Annotated in this window: 19 protein-coding genes; 16 read left to right on the top strand and 3 right to left on the bottom strand. The window is 36.1% G+C overall.

Annotated features, from left to right (window positions below):
- Positions 1-212 precede the first annotated feature (212 nt).
- Complete coding sequence (gene rsmD / locus MKY70_RS20255; RefSeq protein WP_001266992.1) at positions 213-779, top strand: 16S rRNA (guanine(966)-N(2))-methyltransferase RsmD; 567 nt, start codon at positions 213-215, stop codon at positions 777-779.
- Positions 776-1,267, top strand: coding sequence for a pantetheine-phosphate adenylyltransferase (coaD, locus tag MKY70_RS20250; protein WP_044442849.1), 492 nt, complete (start codon positions 776-778; stop codon positions 1,265-1,267). Before rsmD ends, coaD begins: the two co-directional genes overlap by 4 nt.
- Here the strand turns inward: coaD and ylbJ are convergent.
- Positions 1,259-2,488 carry a sporulation integral membrane protein YlbJ gene (gene ylbJ, locus MKY70_RS20245; RefSeq protein WP_289404551.1) on the bottom strand — a complete coding sequence of 410 codons (1,230 nt, stop codon included), beginning with the start codon at positions 2,486-2,488 and terminating at the stop codon, positions 1,259-1,261. The two genes, coaD and ylbJ, sit on opposite strands and share 9 nt — an antisense overlap.
- Before the next feature lie 112 nt (positions 2,489-2,600).
- On the opposite strand from ylbJ, the gene MKY70_RS20240 reads away from it, so the two are divergent.
- Together MKY70_RS20240 and MKY70_RS20235 are read left to right on the top strand one after the other, a co-directional pair.
- A complete protein-coding gene (locus MKY70_RS20240; RefSeq protein ID WP_002088284.1) occupies positions 2,601-3,392 on the top strand; it encodes a patatin-like phospholipase family protein in 792 nt (263 codons plus the stop codon).
- Complete coding sequence (locus tag MKY70_RS20235; protein ID WP_002088283.1) at positions 3,385-4,410, top strand: SepM family pheromone-processing serine protease; 1,026 nt, start codon at positions 3,385-3,387, stop codon at positions 4,408-4,410. Before MKY70_RS20240 ends, MKY70_RS20235 begins: the two co-directional genes overlap by 8 nt.
- A gap of 26 nt (positions 4,411-4,436) precedes the next feature.
- On the opposite strand, the gene MKY70_RS20230 is transcribed toward MKY70_RS20235, so the two are convergent.
- Positions 4,437-5,678 (bottom strand): nucleotidyltransferase, encoded by a 1,242-nt coding sequence (locus MKY70_RS20230; RefSeq protein WP_176280948.1) that lies wholly within the window; start codon positions 5,676-5,678, stop codon positions 4,437-4,439.
- Positions 5,679-5,831: 153 nt separating this feature from the next.
- Here MKY70_RS20230 and MKY70_RS20225 point away from each other — a divergent pair, with 153 nt between their 5' ends.
- The 3 genes from MKY70_RS20225 to MKY70_RS20215 all read left to right on the top strand — a co-directional run bounded on the left by MKY70_RS20225 (position 5,832) and on the right by MKY70_RS20215 (position 7,203).
- A complete protein-coding gene (locus MKY70_RS20225; RefSeq protein ID WP_002014753.1) occupies positions 5,832-6,332 on the top strand; it encodes a YceD family protein in 501 nt (166 codons plus the stop codon).
- Positions 6,333-6,393: 61 nt separating this feature from the next.
- Positions 6,394-6,567, top strand: a complete 174-nt coding sequence (rpmF, locus tag MKY70_RS20220; RefSeq protein ID WP_001984764.1) for a 50S ribosomal protein L32 — start codon at positions 6,394-6,396, stop codon at positions 6,565-6,567.
- Positions 6,568-6,696: 129 nt separating this feature from the next.
- The gene (locus tag MKY70_RS20215) at positions 6,697-7,203 is read left to right on the top strand and encodes an RsfA family transcriptional regulator (protein ID WP_061674434.1); all 507 of its coding nucleotides are present in this window, start codon (positions 6,697-6,699) and stop codon (positions 7,201-7,203) included.
- 33 nt (positions 7,204-7,236) lie between these two features.
- On the opposite strand, the gene MKY70_RS20210 is transcribed toward MKY70_RS20215, so the two are convergent.
- Positions 7,237-7,710: an N-acetyltransferase gene (locus MKY70_RS20210; protein ID WP_002014751.1), complete on the bottom strand. Its 474-nt coding sequence runs from the start codon at positions 7,708-7,710 to the stop codon at positions 7,237-7,239.
- A gap of 295 nt (positions 7,711-8,005) precedes the next feature.
- Between MKY70_RS20210 and panE the strand changes: the two genes are divergently transcribed.
- From panE to murD, 9 genes are all read left to right on the top strand, one after another.
- Positions 8,006-8,893 carry a 2-dehydropantoate 2-reductase gene (gene panE / locus MKY70_RS20205; RefSeq protein ID WP_033709393.1) on the top strand — a complete coding sequence of 296 codons (888 nt, stop codon included), beginning with the start codon at positions 8,006-8,008 and terminating at the stop codon, positions 8,891-8,893.
- A 79-nt stretch (positions 8,894-8,972) separates the two neighbouring features.
- Positions 8,973-10,589 carry a bacillithiol biosynthesis cysteine-adding enzyme BshC gene (gene bshC, locus MKY70_RS20200; RefSeq protein WP_088034447.1) on the top strand — a complete coding sequence of 539 codons (1,617 nt, stop codon included), beginning with the start codon at positions 8,973-8,975 and terminating at the stop codon, positions 10,587-10,589.
- Between the two features lie 366 nt (positions 10,590-10,955).
- The gene (gene rsmH, locus MKY70_RS20195; RefSeq protein WP_002014746.1) at positions 10,956-11,888 is read left to right on the top strand and encodes a 16S rRNA (cytosine(1402)-N(4))-methyltransferase RsmH; all 933 of its coding nucleotides are present in this window, start codon (positions 10,956-10,958) and stop codon (positions 11,886-11,888) included.
- Between the two features lie 15 nt (positions 11,889-11,903).
- Positions 11,904-12,266 carry a cell division protein FtsL gene (gene ftsL, locus MKY70_RS20190; protein ID WP_002014745.1) on the top strand — a complete coding sequence of 121 codons (363 nt, stop codon included), beginning with the start codon at positions 11,904-11,906 and terminating at the stop codon, positions 12,264-12,266.
- Positions 12,267-12,288: 22 nt separating this feature from the next.
- Positions 12,289-14,436 carry a penicillin-binding protein gene (locus MKY70_RS20185; RefSeq protein WP_445662067.1) on the top strand — a complete coding sequence of 716 codons (2,148 nt, stop codon included), beginning with the start codon at positions 12,289-12,291 and terminating at the stop codon, positions 14,434-14,436.
- A gap of 81 nt (positions 14,437-14,517) precedes the next feature.
- Positions 14,518-16,434: a stage V sporulation protein D gene (locus MKY70_RS20180; protein WP_002014741.1), complete on the top strand. Its 1,917-nt coding sequence runs from the start codon at positions 14,518-14,520 to the stop codon at positions 16,432-16,434.
- A gap of 210 nt (positions 16,435-16,644) precedes the next feature.
- Positions 16,645-18,120 (top strand): UDP-N-acetylmuramoyl-L-alanyl-D-glutamate--2,6-diaminopimelate ligase, encoded by a 1,476-nt coding sequence (locus MKY70_RS20175; protein ID WP_341025603.1) that lies wholly within the window; start codon positions 16,645-16,647, stop codon positions 18,118-18,120.
- A 22-nt stretch (positions 18,121-18,142) separates the two neighbouring features.
- Positions 18,143-19,117: a phospho-N-acetylmuramoyl-pentapeptide-transferase gene (gene mraY / locus MKY70_RS20170; protein WP_002014738.1), complete on the top strand. Its 975-nt coding sequence runs from the start codon at positions 18,143-18,145 to the stop codon at positions 19,115-19,117.
- Positions 19,118-20,470 carry a UDP-N-acetylmuramoyl-L-alanine--D-glutamate ligase gene (murD, locus tag MKY70_RS20165; RefSeq protein ID WP_215588462.1) on the top strand — a complete coding sequence of 451 codons (1,353 nt, stop codon included), beginning with the start codon at positions 19,118-19,120 and terminating at the stop codon, positions 20,468-20,470. It begins immediately after the preceding gene.
- Positions 20,471-20,478 lie beyond the last annotated feature (8 nt).

Below are 20,478 nucleotides of genomic sequence, written 5' to 3'. Positions count from 1 at the left end.
GTGGAACTGATGTACATAGAGGGTTGTTACTTGCAAATAGTGAAATGGATATGAAAGAAATAGCGAGCGATTATTTTAACTGAGGTTTTCAATTAGTTAAATAACAGATTAATGAAAAAATGTATGAAATAGTATGAATCGGTAGCGGTTACCGAATTGAAATGAATTTGCTGTAATCGCTCTATAGATTGAAATAAAGGTAGTGACAACAGATGAGAGTAGTTTCAGGAAAATGTAAAGGGCACCCACTTAAAGCGGTACCTGGTAATACAACGCGTCCAACGACAGATAAAGTGAAAGAATCTATTTTTAATATGATAGGTCCTTATTATGATGGTGGTATCGCTCTTGATTTATTTGGTGGTAGCGGTGGTCTTGGAATTGAGGCCATAAGTAGAGGGATTGATAAAGCGATTTTTGTTGACCGAGATAGTAAAGCGATAAAAGTCATTCATCAAAATTTAGAAAGCTGTAGACTACAAGAACAAGCTGAAGTGTACCGAAATGATGCAGAGCGTGCGGTAAAGGCGCTTATAAAGCGTGAAATATCATTCGATCTTATACTAATAGACCCTCCATATAAAGCTCAAAAAATTGTGTCTTTAGTTAGTGTAATGGATCAACATGGATTGTTAAATAAAGATGGCATCATTATGGCAGAGCATGGGGATGACGTGGTTTTACCTGATTCTATAGGAGAACTTGTAAAAGTACGGGCAGAAAACTACGGGATTACAGCAATTTCGATTTATAAGTATGAAGGTGAGGGGACAGAATGACAAGTATAGCTATTTCTTCAGGGAGTTTTGATCCAATTACCCTTGGACATTTGGATATTATTAAAAGGGGAGCAAAAGTATTTGATGAAGTATATGTAGTTGTTTTAAACAATTCATCAAAAAAACCATTCTTTTCGGTAGAAGAACGCCTAGAGTTAATTCGAGAGGCGACAAAGGATATTCCGAATGTAAAAGTTGATTCACATAGTGGATTATTGGTGGAATATGCAAAAATGCGTAATGCAAATGCAATATTACGTGGTTTGCGAGCAGTTTCTGATTTTGAATATGAGATGCAAATTACTTCAATGAATCGAAAATTAGACGAAAATATCGAAACTTTCTTCATTATGACAAATAATCAATATTCATTTTTAAGTTCAAGTATTGTGAAAGAAGTTGCGAGATATGGTGGGAGTGTAGTAGACCTTGTTCCTCCGATTGTAGAGCGTGCTTTAAAAGACAAGTTTAAAACCCCGTTAAAGTGAACGGGGTTTTTCTTTATGAATACGTAAAAACAATAAGATGACATACAAATATAAACAAAATAAGGTGAAGATTGGTCCGTAGTGTATAAATGATGTCCAAATATCAGTTAGTGTATAAGAATGATTCAATAAAAATACGGGAAGATCTTCTTGCGTAGGCGAGAAAGAATGAAGTTTTTCATAAAATGGTCCCCAAAATATAAAAGTGAAAATAGGAGCGAGAATACTTTGGATAATTCGAGCTAAAAAATATGGTTTAAAGCGGATATCTGTCTCCGCTAATATGCTTGCTACTTGTGCCTGAATAGAAAGACCGCTAAATGCTAAAATGAAGCTTGTTACCATCGCTTGTTGAAGAAGTGTTGATTCATTAATTTGACTAATCATTTGGCTTCCAAGCGTCATTTCAAAAATACCGGATAATATCGGAATACTAAATTGGGATGTAAGTTGGAAGAATGATAAAATATGTTGCATAATAAAAGAAAGCGCTTCTGTAATTTTGAAAACAGTAATCATTTTATTTAAAACAGAGAATAAAATAATAAACCCACCAATCATGAGCAATGTTTGAATAGAAGAAACGATAGCGTCACCGAGTAGTTTTCCGATTGGTCTTTTTTCTTGCATACGTGTTTGGTGGAGGATGGAAAAAGGGTTTTGAAAGGCACGCTTTTGATTCGTATGTTTGTCTTTTATGTAAGTATCGTTATTACCATAAAAGCGCATAAGTAATCCGACGATAAAGTTACTTATATAATGTGCTGCTGCTAATACGAGTCCTAATTTCGGATTATTGAAAAAACCAATAGAAACCGCTCCGAAAATAAAAAGTGGATTAGAAGAATTTGTGAAAGATACGAGTCGTTCCGCTTCAATTTGTGTTAGTTGATTGCTCTTGCGTAGTCTAGCGCTTAATTTGGCGCCAGCGGGGAATCCTGAAGCCATTCCCATTGCCCAAACAAATCCGCCTACCCCTGGAACACGAAACAGTGGACGCATTAGTGGTTCTAATATAACACCGATAAATTTTACAATACCAATACTGATTAGAAGTTCCGCAATGATGAAAAACGGTAGTAGTGAAGGGAATACAACTTCCCACCATATATTTAACCCGCGAATTGAAGCCTGCAAAGCATCTTGGGGGTGAAGTACAAGAGAAAAGGTTAAAAACAACATTGATATGGTAAGAAAAGCAGTTTTCCATTTTTCGTACATGTAAGAAAATCCCCCTTTGTCCCAAAAACGTTCATTTCAGTATACGTGGATATGTGGTGAATTTAGACCATAAGTATGAAAAAGGAATGAAAAAAATTAAAGGGTGAGAAAAATGAAGGAACCAAAAATCGGTTTAGCGCTTGGATCCGGAGGTGCAAAAGGTTTTGCTCACATAGGGGTAATAAAAGTGTTGAGGGAAGCTGGCATCCCTATTCACATGATAGCAGGTAGTAGTATAGGGGCATTAATTGGTACATTTTATGCAGCGAGTTGTAACGTTGAAAGACTGTATAAATTGGCAGCTGTTTTCAAAAGGAAATATTATTTGGATTTTACAGTTCCTAAAATGGGATTTATTGCTGGAAAACGTATTAAAGATATGATTAAAATGTTTACATATAATAAAAATTTAGAAGAGTTAGATATCCCGACAGCTGTTGTGGCTACTGACATTTTGAAGGGGGAGAAAGTTGTTTTTACAAGTGGTCCGATTGCGGAGGCGGTTCGAGCTAGTATATCTGTACCAGGGGTGTTTGTTCCAGAAAAAATAGATGGCCGCTTATTAGTGGATGGAGGGGTAATTGACCGTATTCCCGTATCGGTTGTAAAAGATTTAGGTGCTGATATTGTTATTGCTGTTGATGTATCTCCAATTAAGGTGAATGGAGAGGTTACATCAATTTATGATGTAATTATGCAAAGTATTGAAATTATGCAACATGAACTTGTGATGAATCGGCAAATAGCATCAGATTTAATGATGCGGCCAGCAGTGGAACAATTTAGTTCGCGTGCTTTTACACATATTGAAGACATTATTAGGGTCGGAGAAGTGGAAGCGGAAAAACATATTTCAAACATTTATTTACTAATTGAGCAGTGGAAGGAGAAACATAATGTTTAAGCGTTTTCGGTTTATATATGCAATTTTAATAGGGGTTATATTGGCGATGCTACTTGTTTATGTGCGCTTGCCGTATTATGTGACAAAACCAGGTATGGCCGCGAAATTAGCGCCGTACGTGCAAGTTGACGGTGGAACTAAAGAGTCTGGTGATTTCATGCTTGTCACTGTCTCAATGGGACCTGCTAATGTGGTGAACTTAATAGCCGCGCAATTTAATAAATATACACACGTTTCGAAGGCGGAAGAAATATTGCAAAAAGGCGAGAGTGATGAAGAATATCAATTTCGCCAAAATTATGCAATGAAAGATTCGCAAAATGCAGCAATCTATAATGCTTATAAACGTGCAAATCGCTCTGTTTCTTTTGAAAATAAAGGTGTACTAGTTGCTGGTGTAGCAAAGGGTATGCCGTCAGAGGGAAAGCTTAAGCTTGGAGATGTTATTATAGCTGTCGATGGAAAAATATTCGACAAGACGGAACAATTTATTGAGTATATGACAGGAAAAAAAGAAGGGGACACAGTAAATATTGAATACAAGCGGGGCGGAAAACAGTTTAAAGAAAATTTAAATGTAAAGACGATCCCTAATGGGAATGGACGCGTCGGTATAGGGGTCTCTATCGTTACGGAAAGAGAGTTAGTAGTAGACCCGAAAGTGAAAATCGATTCCCATGAAATCGGCGGTCCATCAGCGGGGTTAATGTTTACACTAGAAATTTATAATCAGCTCGTTGAAGAAGATTTAACAAACGGACATGAAATAGCTGGAACAGGTACAATCAATGATAAAGGAGAAATTGGTCCAATTGGTGGTATTCAGCAAAAAGTAGTAGCTGCTAGTGATGCGGGAGCTGAAGTGTTTTTTGCGCCAAATGAAAAAGGTGTAGAGAAATCGAATTATAAAGATGCTCTTGAAGCTGCGAAAGATATTAAAACGAAGATGAAAATTGTACCAGTGGACACACTGGATGATGCATTAACTTATTTGGAAAAAATGGGTAAAACAAAGTAAACCTCTCTGAAGAAGAGAGGTTTTTCTTATAGGAATTTTTTCGTTATTTCATCATAACGAATTGGATGATGCGTTGCGTCTTGTTTTAGCAGTTGTGTCCGCAAAGGTTCTTGCATTATGGAGAAATATACAGCATTTGATTTTCGTTCTATGTCTAAAGTTGGATGTTCGAATGTTTTTGTATGAGTAAGGATTGGGAGTTCTATTTTTTTCTTATTTCTAGAAAGATAAGTTTGTCCTTTTTGTGACATTCCGAGAAGACGGATATACGGCGCATGTTGCTCTATATTTGCTTTGTGTATTTCTTCCTTCGTTGTATTTGTTAAAATATGTGTACAAGCTCTTTGCAATCTAGTCCATGTATAACGTTTTGTTTTTAATGCTTCCATGAATGAATAGAAAGATGAACTGTTTTGTATTTTTGATAAAATACGATGCTCTAAACCTTCTTCCATTTCATATATATGTTGTAAGTCCTCTGAAGACATCGTCATAAGTTTGTATTTAAAAAATGAAAAGTATTTTTCCCAGTTATGTAACGTCCCGTAGTTTTGCTTGTAGTTTTCTAAAAGAGAAGCAGTCATTTTCGGGATAAAAGGCTCAATAGTTGTAGAGGAACTGTTTTCATTAAATAGCTGTTTGCGAATACTTGTTGCACTTGCAATATGTTGATTGTGAAATGTTTCATCATGATAATGAGAGGCGAATCTTTTTATAGTTTGTGCTTGCATCGAACTGTTTTGTAAGAGAATTGCTTTAATGTACTGTAAGCCTAAAATGTTATTTGGTTGTGACATATCTACGTTTTTTTCGGGTGGTAAGATGTGTAGAAAGGCTTCAGATGTAGCTTTTGCATAACTATTACCTGCATTCATAAATTGCTTCACAAGACGATTAAAAGTCTCTTCTTCATTTTTTTGTATAGCGATGGTATTGTAGAAATTTTCAGCTTGTCCATCTTCACTACCGAAACAAATTTCAGAAACACCAAGGGCGTTTAAAATCGAAATTGCGCCATTTGCGAAAGTTTCGGCCTTTTGTGTTGCGAATGCATATGGAAGCTCTACAACGAGGTCTACGCCGTTTGTTAAGGCCATTTTGGTACGATACCATTTGGAGATGAGTGCGGGCTCACCACGCTGCAAAAAAGGACCACTCATAACGGCGATAATAATATCGGACTGTGTTAACTTTTTTGTTTGTTGCACATGATAAGCATGACCGTTATGAAAAGGGTTATATTCAACAACAATACCACTGGATTTTATGGTAATCTCTCCTTTCGATGTAGCATCTTTTTGGAAAACGTGATAGTCTATATATTATTTCCTATGATGACTTCATTATAGTGTAAAGAAAAAACATTGACAAATATAAAATGGCTAGCTATAATTTTGTTTGTTGCCTTGAGGTGATATGATATGAAATGGTCCATCCATCAATTGAATAAATTGAGAAATAAAGGATTGACATTAAATGAAATGGTAGATGTAAGTGAGCTAAAAGAGGTCGAGAAAGATATTCGTGAAATTAATCCTGCTCATGTAACAGGAAGAGTTGATTTTGGCTCCGGTAAGTTTACGTTTCATCTACATATAACTGGAAGCATGGTTTTACCATGTTCTCGCTCTTTAGTAGATGTGACATTACCATTTGACATTAAAACAACTGAGGTGTTCCAAACTTCGGAAGAAGAATTTGAAACAGAAGCTGAAATTCATTGTTTAGAAGGAGAAGTACTTGACTTACTGCCCGTAATCAAGGAAAATATACTTTTGGAGATTCCAATGCAAATTTTCAGTGATGATGTTTCTGGTGGAGCACCGATGCAAGGTCAAGACTGGCAAGTGATTTCGGAAGAAAACAAAGAAAAGACTGTTGATCCACGATTAGCAGGACTTGCAAAGTTTTTTGACAAATAATCGGAAGACTGGTTTAGGCCTTCATATGAAAATAACTATTTCTTTTAAGGAGGTGGGAAGAATGGCTGTACCTTTTAGAAGAACTTCTAAAACAGTAAAAAGAAAGCGTCGTACGCATTTCAAATTATCAGTACCTGGTATGGTAGAGTGCCCAAGCTGTGGTGAAGCGAAATTAGCTCACCGTGTATGTAAAGCATGCGGTACTTACAAAGGTAAAGAAGTAATCAGCAAGTAATTGCGGGAAAATAAACGTAGAAGATATCTTCTACGTTTATTTTTTTTGTCTTATTCTTTATTTGTTGTATTCTATCTTTTCTAGTAACTGCATATGCTTAATAAAAAATGCATAGGGAGGACTAGAGAGATGGCGACAACAAGACAAGATGCTTGGACTGATGATGAAGATTTGCTTCTGGCAGAAGTAGTACTCCGGCATATTCAAGAAGGTGGAACGCAACTTTCTGCCTTTAAAGAAGTGGGGAGACATTTGTCTCGCACACCAGCAGCATGTGGATTTAGGTGGAATTCTTATGTTAGAAAGCAATACAAAGAACGTATTGAAGAAGCAAAGCAACTTCGTAAAGTAGAAAATTATGAAGTGAAAGAGACAAAGGTATTAGAGCCTACATCAATTACATTGAATGATGTTATTGAATTTTTGCGAAATTATAAAGATGAAAGCTCTTTAATGGTGTTGCAACAACAAATTGAATCGTTGCAAACAGAGAAAGAACATCTTCTGGAGCGATTATCAGTATATGAGGAAGAATATAGAACATTACTTGATTATATCGATCAAAAAAGAAGTGTAATGGTAGCGGAAAGAAATGGCGCTCGCTCGAATGGAGAATTAGAAAAATTAAAGAAATAAAAACAGCTGCGTAACAGCTGTTTTTTTTGTTTCTTATGCAGATTCTTCGTTTGTAATCGCATTCGAATTTGTTTCTGGATGCCAAATATAAAAATCACCATCAGTTACTGATACTGGCTGGAAACTTAATTTATCCCAAAAACCAGATGACTGGATACGTGCTATCGTTTTAATTGGGAATTGTAGTTGTTTCGCATAATTAACAAGCATTTGTCCGAATCCTTGTTTTTGAAAAGTCGGCAATACTTCAAGTTTATAAAGTTCTAGGTAAGTACCTGTAATTTCAAATGGTTCTCCACCGTTCCTTTTCATATATAGACTCATACGTGCGATTAGCGATCCACCATAATAAATACCGTAAAATGGAGACTCACTATCATTTTCAATAATGTTTGCTTGTAATTCTTCCAACATGGATAGTTCTTGAGCTCCGCACCCTTTAAATTTTTTAAATTCATCTAATGTTTTATAATTGATGAGCAAGCGTTCAACTTTTGGGAATCCCATTACATCACGTCCTTTTCTTATCTTGTTGAATGCAGAAAAGTTAAAATATTTATAATAATATTATAACTCATTTTTAAATTTTTATGAAGAAGATAGAATATTTCTTTCATTATTTTTTTGAGGATTTGCTAAACTAAGAATAGAACTATGTATATAGGTAGTATATACGTAGTGAAAGAAGAGGTTGCATTTGTTAAAAGGTAATTGAATCCTCAACTATGTAATTGTAATTTAATAAGATATAAAGGGGGAAAGGCAAGGGAACTTATATCACTTGTTAATATGAGTTCTTTGTGTGAAGATGAAAATTGGAATTGTTGGACCGGGAGCTATTGGTCTCCTATATACATTTTATTTACAAAAAAGTAATCAAGATGTTACGTTGTTTACAAGAAACGATAAGCAAGCAGAAGAATTAAACTTAACGGGTGTAACTTGTATTAGGAATGGAGAACGTGAAACGGTATTTCCATCTATTTTACCGATAGAAAGTATGCTGGATAAACAGTTAGATTATATATTTATTGCTGTAAAGCAATATCATGTAACTGATATATTACCTTTTGTGCAGGGAGAATCGTCATTAATCTTTTTGCAAAATGGAATGTCACATCTTCACGTTATGCAAAAAATAGGAAATGAACGTATAGCAGTCGGGATTGTGGAGCATGGTGCAAAAAAAGAGGATGGACATACAGTTCGTCATACTGGAATAGGTGTTACAAAGTTTGGTGTAGTGCGTGGTCAATCTAGTTGTTTTAAAAAGGTATTTAATTGTTTTCCTTTTGATTATTTTCCGATTCAGATAGAAGATGATTGGAAGGGGATTATGCGTAATAAATTAGTAGTCAATGTATGTATTAATCCGTTGACGGCATTATTGCGGGTTGAGAACGGGGAGTTAATTTCAAACCCGCTTTTTTATCAAATGATGGAGCAAGTATTTCAGGAAGTTGCATTTCTTGTTAAAGAAGAAGATAAGGAAATGCTATGGAAAATGGTATGCCAAGTATGTGAAAAAACATCCCATAATACTTCATCTATGTTAGCGGACGTAAGAGCGAATAGACAAACGGAAGTTAATGCGATTGTTGGATATGTATTAGAAGAAGCTAAGGAACAACAACAATCTGTTCCGACACTTCAATTTTTGTTCAATGCAATAAAAGGAATGGAATTATAAGTGTTTTTCTTTGCTTTTACGTGAAACATTGAATACAATGTGGGTTGGTGAGAGAACAGGATACGAAAGGAAGAATTATATGGAGATAAAAGAAATCTCTGTTCCACTACAAGGTGTTGTAGCGGACTATATGAACGGTAAAAAAGAGATACAGTCATGTTTTGATTATCTGTTAACAGAGGATGCTTTTAAACAGCGTTTACATGATTTACGTGAGAGAGAGTTTTTCCGTCAAGATTTAGTAACGCATTTATTAGAATATAATACACAATTGCAAGCGGGAGAATTTACAATTCAAAATATAAAAGCGCTTGAAGATGAAAATACATATGTAGTTATAGCTGGACAACAAGCTGGGTTATTAACTGGTCCGCTTTATACAGTTCATAAGATCATTTCAATTTTACAGCTTGCAAAAGAAAAAGAAGAGAGCTTAGGGGTTCGGGTTGTTCCTGTCTTTTGGATTGCTGGTGAAGACCATGATATGGATGAAATTAATCATACATTTGTAACGAAAAATAAAAAAATAAAAAAGACCATTTTTCATGATCGTTATCCGAAAAAGGCGAGTGCTTCTGAGTCTGAGTTTTCTATTGAAGACTGTAGAAAATGGGTCGAAGAGATTTTTAAAACATATCCGGAAACGAATTTTACAAAGGATGTATTACAATTTGTTGATGATGCTTTAGGTAAATCGCATACATATGTAGATTTCTTTGCGCACCTTATTACGAAAATGTTCGCAAATTCTGGTTTAATTCTTGTAGATTCACATCATCCTGCATTAAGAAAATTAGAAGTGCCGTTTTTACAACAAATTATAAGTAAATATAAAGAAATTCAAGTAGGGCTTCGTAATCAACAGGAAGTACTTAAGGAATTAGGATTTAAACCGATTATTGAAACGAAGACAAATGCAGTGCATATATTTATGGAAATTGATAATGAGCGAGTATTGCTTGAAGAGAATCAAGGGAAGTTTATTGGAAAAGATGGAGTGCATTCATTTTCGTATGAAGAATTGATGGAAGAGATGGAAAGAAGTCCAGAACGTTTTAGTAATAATGTTGTAACGCGCCCTCTTATGCAAGAATATGTGTTTCCTACGTTAGCGTTTATTGGCGGTCCAGGGGAGTTAGCTTATTGGAGTGAATTGCAACAAGTGTTTCATACGGCAGGTTTCCAAATGCCACCTGTTGTTCCGCGGCTTACAATTACTTATATGGAGCGAGATACAGCGACAGATTTATATGATTTAGATTTGCAAGAAATTGATCCATTTCTAAATAATATAGATAATCTGCGTGACAATTGGCTTTCTAATCAAATAGAGGAACCGATAGACGAGCGATTTATAGAAGCGAAAAAAGAAATAATGGGTATTCATACATCATTACAACAATTCGTGAAAAAAATAGATCCAGGGTTAAATGAGTTTGCGGGGAAAAATGAACTGAAAATTAATGAGCAAATTGAACTGTTAGAAAAAATGTTGAAAAGAAATGTTGAGAAGAAACATGAGGTTCAACTGAATAAATTCCGCCGTTTACAATTCGCGCTTCGTCCATTAGGAGCACCGCAAGAACGTGTGTGGAATGTGTGTTATTATTTAAATCAGTTCGGCCTTGATTTTGTTGACCGGGTAATGGAACAATCTTTTTCGTGGGATGGAAAACATCATGTAATAAAACTATAGAATCTTGCTCTTTTGAGCAGGATTTTATTTTTATTCTGTTGAATTAACTGTGAAGTGAAATATTTCTGAATTATCCATCTTATGTTAATGTAATGAATCGCTATGTATCAGGTATATATATATGACAAAATAGCACAAAATGTAAACGGATTAATATCTTTTTCGACAGGTTTTTGTTTAAATTCCCGCAAAAAATGATAAAATTTAGTATATAATAAAATAAAATAGCGATTTGTATAGCGTACTACCTTGTTGGAAGTTAAATGAGTCGTTCTTTAGTAGCATTTCATCCTCTAGTAGTAAATTGTGTTTGTAGAGTGAGAAATGTATTTAACATAATTAATTGGAAAAAGAGTAGGTGCAGCAATGTTCAAACACGTAACAGTACTTTTGAAAGAAACAGTAGATGGCTTAGATATAAAACCGAGTGGTACATATGTAGATTGTACACTGGGTGGAGGAGGACATAGTTCTTATTTATTATCTCAGCTAACAGATGGTGGAAAGTTAATAGCATTTGATCAAGATGAAATAGCGATTCAAAATGCGAAGGAAAAATTTTCTTCTTATGGTGAACAATTTGTAACAGTGAAGAGCAACTTCCGTTATTTATCTGAAAAACTACATGAATTAGGTATCACAGAAGTAGACGGGATTTTATTCGATTTAGGTGTTTCATCCCCACAATTAGATACACCAGAGCGTGGCTTTAGTTATCATCATGATGCACCGTTAGATATGCGGATGGATCAAGATGCCCCATTAACAGCATATGATGTTGTGAACAGCTGGTCATATGAACAACTCGTAAGAATTTTCTTCCAATACGGAGAAGAAAAATTTTCAAAGCAAATAACAAGGAAAATTGAAGCTTATCGCGAGAATAAGGCTATTGAAACGACAGGAGAATTAGTGGAATTAATTAAAGAAGGTATTCCAGCTCCGGCACGTAGAACAGGTGGACATCCTGCGAAGCGAGTATTTCAAGCGATTCGTATTGCTGTAAATGATGAATTAAAAGTATTTGAAGAAGCGTTGGAATCTGCAATTGATATGGTCAAGCCTGGTGGAAGAGTTAGTGTTATAACATTCCATTCTTTAGAAGATCGTATTTGTAAAACGACGTTTAAGCGAAATAGCACAACGCCGCAATTACCACAGGGACTACCGATTATTCCGGATGAATTTAAGCCGAAATTAAAGCTTATTACAAGGAAACCGATTTTACCTTCTGACATTGAATTAGAAGAAAATAATCGAGCGCGTTCTGCGAAGTTGAGAATCGCTGAAAAACGATAAAAAGGAGAGAGAGGTATGACTAATTTAGCTGTAAAGTATAAACAACAGGCGCAAGAAGAGGTACAAATTCAAGCGCCGCCACAGCAGATGGTTAAGCCAAAAGTTAAAACGAAAATTACAAGAATTGAAAAGCTATTGTACGTAACGTTTATTGGGTTTTTATTATATGCTTGTGTAGCTTTTATTGGGAATAAAGCGGGTCTATATCAAGTTAATGTAGAAGCAGCGACGATAGAAGAACAAATTGTGAAAAAACAAAAGGAAAATCAAGAATTGCAGGCTGAAGTAGAGAAGTTAAGTCGTTATGAACGTATCGCTGAAGTTGCAAAAAAACACGGGCTAGAAATTAATGCGAATAATGTGAAAGGCCTAAAGTAAGGCAAATAGGTGTGAAGAAAAGATGAAGAGAAATATGACCAAATTTCATACCAATAAGGGAGCAGGTTATTTTATGATATTTTTCCTCCTGCTCTTTTTGCTGTTATTAGCCCGATTTTTTTACATACAAGCAACAGGAACAGTGGACAATCATGATTTGAAGAAACTTGCTGAGCAGAAACATAGTAAAAAGGGAGTTCTCGAAGCGAATCGAGGAACAATTTATGATCAAAATGGTCATGTGCTAGCACAAGACGCAAATTCCTATAGAATGGTAGCGGAATTAAAAGGTGCCAAGCCTGTTGAGGATAAAGAGGATACTGCAAAGAAAATCGCTGGAGTACTCGGAACGGGCGAAGACGCGATCTTAGCCGCTTTAAATAAAGATAGAAGTCAAGTGGAATTTGGAACATTGGGTAAGGGCTTGACGAAAGAAAAGAAAGAACAAATAGAAGCATTGAAATTGCCGGGAATAACTTTTATTACCGAAAATGCGAGAGTGTATCCAAACGGTGATTTCGCATCTTACGTCATAGGTCATGCCAGACCTGATGATAATGGAATCGCAGTAGGTGAATTTGGCTTAGAAAAGAGTTTGGATAAGTATTTAGGGGCTTCTAATGGTGAGGTAGCTTATACAGGTGACCGTAAAGGAGTATCTCTTGATGGTGGAAAAGTGAATGTAAAGGCACCTAAAAATGGAGATAATGTGTATTTAACGCTTGACCAACGTATTCAAAGTTATTTAGAAGACGCAATGAAAGAAGCGAGTAAACATTATGAACCAGAAAGTTTAGTAGGAATTGTTGCAGACCCCAAAACAGGGAAAATATTAGCGATGTCTAGTAAACCTAGTTATGATCCGAACCAAGAGAATAATAAATATTTTTATAATGATGCCATTGCAAATGCATTTGAACCAGGATCAACAATGAAGATTTTCACATTAGCAGCGGCCATTAATGAAGGTGTATACAAGGGACAAGACTTTTATCAGTCTGGTACATATCAAGTAGGTAATCGCAAAATAAAAGATCATAACGGCGGCGCTGGATGGGGTTCTATTACTTTTGACGAAGGGGTAGAGCGCTCTTCAAACGTAGCGTTTGCAATTTTAGGTGATCAAAAGCTTGGTCCAGATCGTTTCCGGAAATATATTCATAATTTTGGATTAGATGAAAAAACAAACATTGATTTACTTGGTGAAGGGTCAAATACAATTTTATTTGATCAACAAATACAACAAGTAACAACAGCGTTTGGACAAGGTTCTACAGTTACACCAATTCAACTTGTACAAGCTGCAACAGCGATTGCAAATGATGGGAAAATGATGAAACCTTATACAATTGATAAAATTGTGGATCCAATAACAGGTAAAGTACAGCTAGAGCATAAACCAAAAGAAGTAGGGAAACCTGTTTCCAAAGAGACAGCAGCGCAAGTAAGGCAATTACTAGAACGTGTTGTTACATCACCGAAAGGAACAGGAACTGCATATAAAGTTGATGGGTATTCAGTCGGGGGGAAAACAGGTACAGCACAAATTCCTGACGGGAAAGGTGGCTATATGACGGGAAGAGAGAATTATATATTCTCATTCTTAGGTATGGCACCGATGGACGATCCGCAACTTGTTGTGTATGTGTCCGTTAAACAACCAAAATTAAAAGATGATGAAAACGGGGCTAAACCTTTAGCAGATATCTTTAAATATGTAACGAAAAATAGCTTAGAGTACTTAAAGATTAAGCCGAATGAAGTAAAAGACCCGAAAAAATATGTGAAAGAACAACAAACTGTCGTTCCAGATGTAACCGGAAAAACGATGGAAGAAGCGAAAAAAGCAATTGATAAAGCAAAACTTCGTCCAATCGTATTAGGTGAAGGTAAAGTGCAGCAGCAAGTGCCAAAAGCAACTGAACAAACATTAAAGGGTGATCGAGTCTTCTTAGTAGGAGATAAACCTACAATGCCAAATATACAGGGATGGGCACTGCGTGATGTTATGAATTTAGCAAAAACATTAAAGCTTAACTTAAAACCTTCTGGTACAGGATATGTAACTGAGCAAAGTGTAGCGGAAGGGACATTGTTGCAACCTGGTACAGAATTAGGTGTAACACTCGTACCACCACTTGAACCGCAGCAAGAAGCAGAAAAGCCATAATGGTAATAGGGAAGAAGTTCTAATTAAATAAGTACAAGCATATATTGGAACAAGCTAGGCGTAAGGGAGGCTTGTTCCAATATGCGTGTATCAAATGTAACAGTTAGAAAACGACTTATTTTTATACTTATATCGGGTATACTCATTTTCACCATTATCGATATTCGTCTTGGATATGTGCAATTTTTTCTTGGAAATATGTTAACGGATCGTGCGAAGGATTCATGGAGTCGTAATATTACTTTTGAACCAGAGCGAGGGAAAATTTTAGATCGAAATGGTGTGGAGCTTGCTACGAATAAAAGTGCACCGACCGTCTTTGTTGTGCCGAGGCAAATTGAAAAACCAGCAGAGACTGCAGAGAAGTTAGCTGCAGTATTAGGTGTGGAAAAAGATGATGTTTATAAGCGGATTACAAAAAAAGAATCGATTGTAAGGCTTGATAAAGGCGGAAGGAAAATATCGCATGACAAAGCGAAAGAAGTACGCGGATTAAGTTTAAAGGGTGTGTACATCGCAGAGGATTCTATCCGGTACTATCCATTCGGTAATTTTTTATCACACGTATTAGGATTTGCGGGCAGTGATAATCAAGGGCTTATGGGACTAGAGAAATATTATGATAAAGAGCTAAATGGTGATAAAGGTCATGTGCGATTTTTTGCAGACGCGAAAGGACAGAGAATGCCTAACGTTGGAGATGATTTCAAAAAACCAGAAGCCGGCTTGAATTTAGGATTAACAATTGATTCACGCATTACGAGGATTATGGAAAGAGAAATGAATATTGCGGAATCAACGTATAATCCTGATGGTATGATAGCAATTGCAATGAATCCGAAAAATGGTGAAATTTTAGGTATGTCAAGTCGACCAAGTTTTGATCCAGCAGATTTCCAAAGTGTTTCTCCGGAAGTATATAACAGAAACTTACCTGTATGGAGTACGTATGAGCCGGGGTCAACATTTAAGATTATTACATTAGCTGCAGCCTTGAATGAAAATTTAGTAGACTTAGAGAAAGATACATTTTATGATGATGGGGCAGCTGAAGTTGGTGGAGCTAGATTGCGGTGTTGGAAAGCTGGAGGCCATGGTAGCCAAACGTTTTTAGAGGTAGTTCAAAACTCTTGTAACCCAGGATTTATTGAACTCGGTGATCGTCTTGGTAAAGATCGATTGTTTAAATACATTCGCAATTTCGGGTTTGGACAGAAGACCGGAATTGATTTACAAGGTGAAGGTAGCGGTATTTTATTTAATTTAGATAAAGTTGGTCCAGTCGAGCAAGCGACGACTTCATTTGGGCAAGGTGTTTCTGTTACACCGATTCAACAAGTAGCAGCTGTAGCGGCCGCTGTAAATGGTGGAACTTTGTATCAGCCATATATAGCGAAGGAATTTATTGATCCGAAGAATAATCAAGTTGTCAGCAAAAAGACACCTGTTGCGAAAAGGGAAGTTATTTCCAAGGAAACTTCAGAGAAAGTTCGTTACGCATTAGAGAATGTTGTAGCGAAAGGTTCGGGTAAAGGGGCTTATATTGATGGATATCGTGTAGGTGGAAAAACTGGAACTGCTCAAAAGGTGAAAGATGGAAAATATTTAGATAATAACTATATTGTATCATTTATCGGTTTTGCTCCAGCTGACGATCCGCAAATTGTTGTTTATGTAGCAGTGGATAATCCAAAAGGAGTCACTCAATTTGGTGGAGTTGTAGCAGCACCTATTGTTGGGAATATTCTTCGTGACGCACTTCCTGTAATGGGAGTGGAACCGAGAAAAGAGCAAGTTGAGAAAGAATATAAATGGGGCGATACACCAACTGTGGAAGTTCCTAATTTAATTGGTATGAAAAAGAAAGATTTACAAACGCAACTTGTAGACTTGAAGCTTGATATAAGTGGTGATGGTGGGAAAGTAATTAAACAATCACCAGAAGCAGGAGCTAAAGTAAAAGAGGGTTCAAAAGTTAGAATTTACTTCGGGAATTAAAGGTAACTGATTGTGTTTTATGGTACAATTGGTGGAAGTGAGTTCTTTATAGAAAAATTGCTTTACTTGAGACGATAAGTGTCTCATTAATAAATAAATCTATTGATTAGACTATAGTAGCACTTACCTCCTATTTTTATATAACTAGGAGGTAACGTGTTACTTGCTAAAATAAGAGATAAATAAACAATGTAGAGAGGGTTTAGTGAAATGAAGTTGCATACACTTGTATCATGTTTGCATGATTTTCCAGTTATTCCAACAGAAAATCCAGAAATAACATCTATTGAAGCGGATTCACGTAAAGTGAAAGAGGGAAGCTTATTTATATGTATGAAAGGATATACGGTTGATAGCCATGACTTTGCTAAGCAAGCAGCCGCACAAGGAGCGGCTGCTATTGTTGCGGAAAGACCAATTGATGTTGACGTTCCAGTTGTACTTGTGAAAAATACTTTTCGTTCGCTAGCGGTTTTAGCTGATTATTTTTATGGTCAACCAACACACAAGTTACATTTAATCGGTATTACAGGTACAAATGGAAAGACAACAACATCGCATATTATGGATGAAATTATGCGCGCACATGGTCATAAAACAGGGCTAATTGGAACGATTAATATGAAAATCGGTGATGAAACATTTGAGGTGAAAAATACAACACCAGATGCACTAACACTTCAACAGACATTTTCAAAAATGGTTGAACAAGGTGTGGATAGCACAGTAATGGAAGTTTCGTCTCATGCTTTAGATCTTGGCCGTGTACACGGGTGCGATTATGATGTTGCAGTATTTACGAATTTAACACAAGATCATTTAGACTATCATAAAACGATGGAAGAATATAAACATGCGAAAGGGTTGCTTTTCGCACAGCTTGGCAATAGTTATCATCATAATCGTGAAAAATACGCTATATTAAACAGTGATGATCCAGTAGCAGAAGAGTATATGAGAAGTACAGCAGCTACTGTTGTAACATACGGTATAGATGTTGCAAGCGACATTATGGCACGAGATATCGTAATGACGAGTGGCGGTACAACATTTACACTTGTAACACCGTATGAAACTGTAAATGTTACGATGAAATTAATTGGTAAGTTTAATGTATACAACGTGTTAGCTGCTACAGCAGCAGGTCTTGTTTCAGGAGTGAGCTTACAAACAATTATTGATGTAATTAAAGAGCTTGCTGGCGTTCCTGGACGTTTTGAAGTTGTAGATGGTGGACAAAATTACACAGTTATTGTTGACTATGCGCATACACCTGATAGCTTAGAGAACGTACTAAAAACAGCAAAACAGTTTGCAAAAGGCGATGTATATTGTATCGTTGGTTGCGGTGGTGATAGAGATAGAACGAAAAGACCAATAATGGCAAGTGTCGCAACCGAATATGCAACTCATGCAATTTATACATCAGATAATCCAAGAAGTGAAGATCCGAAGGCTATTTTAGATGATATGGTAAATGATGTGAATGGGAATAATTATGAAGTAATTGTCGATCGAAAAGAAGCGATACGTTCCGCTATCTCGAAAGTAAAAGCAGAAGATATTATTATTATTGCTGGTAAAGGGCATGAAACGTATCAAATTATTGGTAAAGAAGTTCATCATTTTGACGATCGTGAAGTTGCTAAAGAAGCAATCACGGAGCGTTTAAACAACGAAGTGTAACAGCATGAGAGGAGGACTACATGTGCTTGAACAAGGTTTATTAGTAACGGCTGGGGTAGCATTTTTAATTTCTGTTGCCCTTTCGCCATTATTTATTCCATTTTTAAGAAAGTTAAAGTTCGGACAGAGTATTCGTGACGAAGGACCGAAGTCACATCAAAAGAAATCAGGGACACCAACGATGGGTGGTATTGTCATATATGTATCTATGATGGTGACTACGCTTATTATGGCGATTAAATTTAACAATTTAGGTGCAGAAGTATCATTGTTATTATTAGTTACATTTGGGTACGGATTAATCGGATTTTTAGATGACTACATAAAAGTAGTAAAGAAAAGAAATCTTGGTTTAACATCAAAACAAAAATTGATTGGTCAGCTTGTAATTGCTATTGCGTTCTTTTTAATTGGAAAAGGGCAAGCATTTCACACGTATATCATGATTCCAGGAACCGATGTTAAATTTGAATTAGGCTGGGCGTATTTTGTTCTCGTATTATTTATGCTTATTGGTGGATCAAATGCGGTTAATTTAACAGATGGTTTAGATGGTTTATTATCAGGAACAGCTGCTATTGCATTCGGAGCATTTAGTATTATTGCTGTAGCTCAAGAACAATTTGGGGTAGCGATTTTCTGTATGGCAGTCGTAGGAGCTGTACTTGGCTTTTTAGTATTCAATGCGAATCCAGCGAAAGTATTTATGGGGGATACTGGTTCTCTAGCTTTAGGTGGTGCTATCGCAGCTGTAGCGATTTTGTTAAAACAAGAATTGTTACTCGTTATTATTGGCGGTGTATTCGTAGCGGAAACTTTATCTGTTATTATCCAAGTTATTTCGTTCAAAACAACAGGAAAGCGTGTTTTTAAAATGAGTCCATTACATCATCATTATGAATTATGTGGTTGGTCAGAGTGGCGCGTTGTTGTAACGTTTTGGTCTGTAGGATTTTTATTAGCTGTGCTAGGAATTTATATCGGGGTGTGGATGTAATTGAAAACTGTAACTGAATATCAAAATAAAAATGTTCTTGTATTAGGTATTGCTAAAAGTGGTTATGCAGCAGCTACTTTATTAAAAAAGTTAGGGGCAAACGTCATTGTAAATGATGGGAAACCATTAGCGGGTAATGTGCTTGCAGCTGAGTTACAAGCGGAAGGAATGGATGTTGTGTGTGGTGGGCATCCATTAGAATTGCTGGAGAGAAACATTTCACTTGTCGTAAAAAATCCAGGAATTCCATATTCTAATCCACTCTTAGTGGCGGCGAAAGAAAAACAAATTCCAATTGTAACTGAGGTTGAATTAGCATATTCCATTTCAGCAGCACCGTTTGTTGGGATTACGGGATCTAACGGTAAAACAACAACGACAATGTTAACGTTTGAAATGTTAAAAGAAGGACAAAAGCACCCAGTTATTGCGGGGAATATAGGTACTGTAGCTTGTGAAGTTGCACAATTGGCGAAGGAAAATGAAGTTGTCGTTACGGAACTTTCATCGTTTCAATTGATGGGAGTGGAATCGTTCCAACCAAAAATTGCAGCCTTTTTAAATTTATTTGAAGCGCATTTAGATTATCACGGGACGAAGAAAGAGTATGGTTTGGCGAAAGCGAATATTTTCAAAAACCAAACTGAAGCAGATTATAGTATAATTAACGCAGATGATGCAGATGTCATGGCGTTATCGGCATATAGTAAAGGACAGAAAGTATTATTTTCGACGACGAAAGAAATTGAAGATGGTGCGTATATAAAAGATAACGCTCTTTATTTTAAAGGCGAAAAAGTAGTTAAGGTAAGTGATATTGTTTTACCTGGTAAGCACAATTTAGAAAATATTTTAGCAGCAATGAGTATTGCTAAATTACTAGGTGTTTCTAATGAAGCAATTACTGCTGTGTTAAAAAGTTTTACAGGTGTAAAACATCGCTTAGAATATGTAACAACGATTAATAATCGTAAATTTTATAATGATTCAAAAGCGACGAATATGCTAGCGACAGAAAAAGCATTATCTGCATTTACACAACCGATTGTATTATTGGCTGGTGGACTTGATCGTGGTAATGAATTTGATGATTTAATTCCATATTTTAAACATGTCAAAGCGATTGTGACATTTGGACAAACTGCACCAAAATTAGTAAGAGCGGCAGAAAAAGCAGGATTAGATGTAATTGAAAGTGTCGATACTTTAGATGATGCAGTAGTGAAAGCTTATGCTCATTCTACCGAGGGTGATGTAATTCTTCTTTCACCAGCATGTGCAAGCTGGGATCAATTTAAAACATTTGAAGAAAGAGGAGACATTTTTATACAAGCTGTGCATAAACTTATATAAAGTAAATC

The sequence above is a fragment of the Bacillus sp. FSL R9-9492 genome, assembly GCF_038007365.1.
Taxonomy (GTDB): domain Bacteria; phylum Bacillota; class Bacilli; order Bacillales; family Bacillaceae_G; genus Bacillus_A; species Bacillus_A mycoides.
The sequence above is the reverse complement of the archived record's forward strand: the minus strand, read 5'-3'. Positions and strand labels throughout refer to the sequence as shown.

Bases quoted from the DNA above. Each gene is read 5' to 3' on its own strand.
- MKY70_RS20235 (WP_002088283.1), top strand. From the start codon at position 3,385: ATGTTTAAGCGTTTTCGGTTTATATATGCAATTTTAATAGGGGTTATA.
- ylbJ (WP_289404551.1), bottom strand. From the start codon at position 2,488: ATGTACGAAAAATGGAAAACTGCTTTTCTTACCATATCAATGTTGTTT.
- rpmF (WP_001984764.1), top strand. From the start codon at position 6,394: ATGGCTGTACCTTTTAGAAGAACTTCTAAAACAGTAAAAAGAAAGCGT.
- rsmD (WP_001266992.1), top strand. From the start codon at position 213: ATGAGAGTAGTTTCAGGAAAATGTAAAGGGCACCCACTTAAAGCGGTA.
- MKY70_RS20210 (WP_002014751.1), bottom strand. From the start codon at position 7,710: ATGGGATTCCCAAAAGTTGAACGCTTGCTCATCAATTATAAAACATTA.
- MKY70_RS20175 (WP_341025603.1), top strand. From the start codon at position 16,645: ATGAAGTTGCATACACTTGTATCATGTTTGCATGATTTTCCAGTTATT.
- bshC (WP_088034447.1), top strand. From the start codon at position 8,973: ATGGAGATAAAAGAAATCTCTGTTCCACTACAAGGTGTTGTAGCGGAC.
- MKY70_RS20185 (WP_445662067.1), top strand. From the start codon at position 12,289: ATGAAGAGAAATATGACCAAATTTCATACCAATAAGGGAGCAGGTTAT.
- MKY70_RS20215 (WP_061674434.1), top strand. From the start codon at position 6,697: ATGGCGACAACAAGACAAGATGCTTGGACTGATGATGAAGATTTGCTT.
- coaD (WP_044442849.1), top strand. From the start codon at position 776: ATGACAAGTATAGCTATTTCTTCAGGGAGTTTTGATCCAATTACCCTT.
- MKY70_RS20240 (WP_002088284.1), top strand. From the start codon at position 2,601: ATGAAGGAACCAAAAATCGGTTTAGCGCTTGGATCCGGAGGTGCAAAA.
- ftsL (WP_002014745.1), top strand. From the start codon at position 11,904: ATGACTAATTTAGCTGTAAAGTATAAACAACAGGCGCAAGAAGAGGTA.
- MKY70_RS20225 (WP_002014753.1), top strand. From the start codon at position 5,832: ATGAAATGGTCCATCCATCAATTGAATAAATTGAGAAATAAAGGATTG.
- MKY70_RS20180 (WP_002014741.1), top strand. From the start codon at position 14,518: ATGCGTGTATCAAATGTAACAGTTAGAAAACGACTTATTTTTATACTT.
- rsmH (WP_002014746.1), top strand. From the start codon at position 10,956: ATGTTCAAACACGTAACAGTACTTTTGAAAGAAACAGTAGATGGCTTA.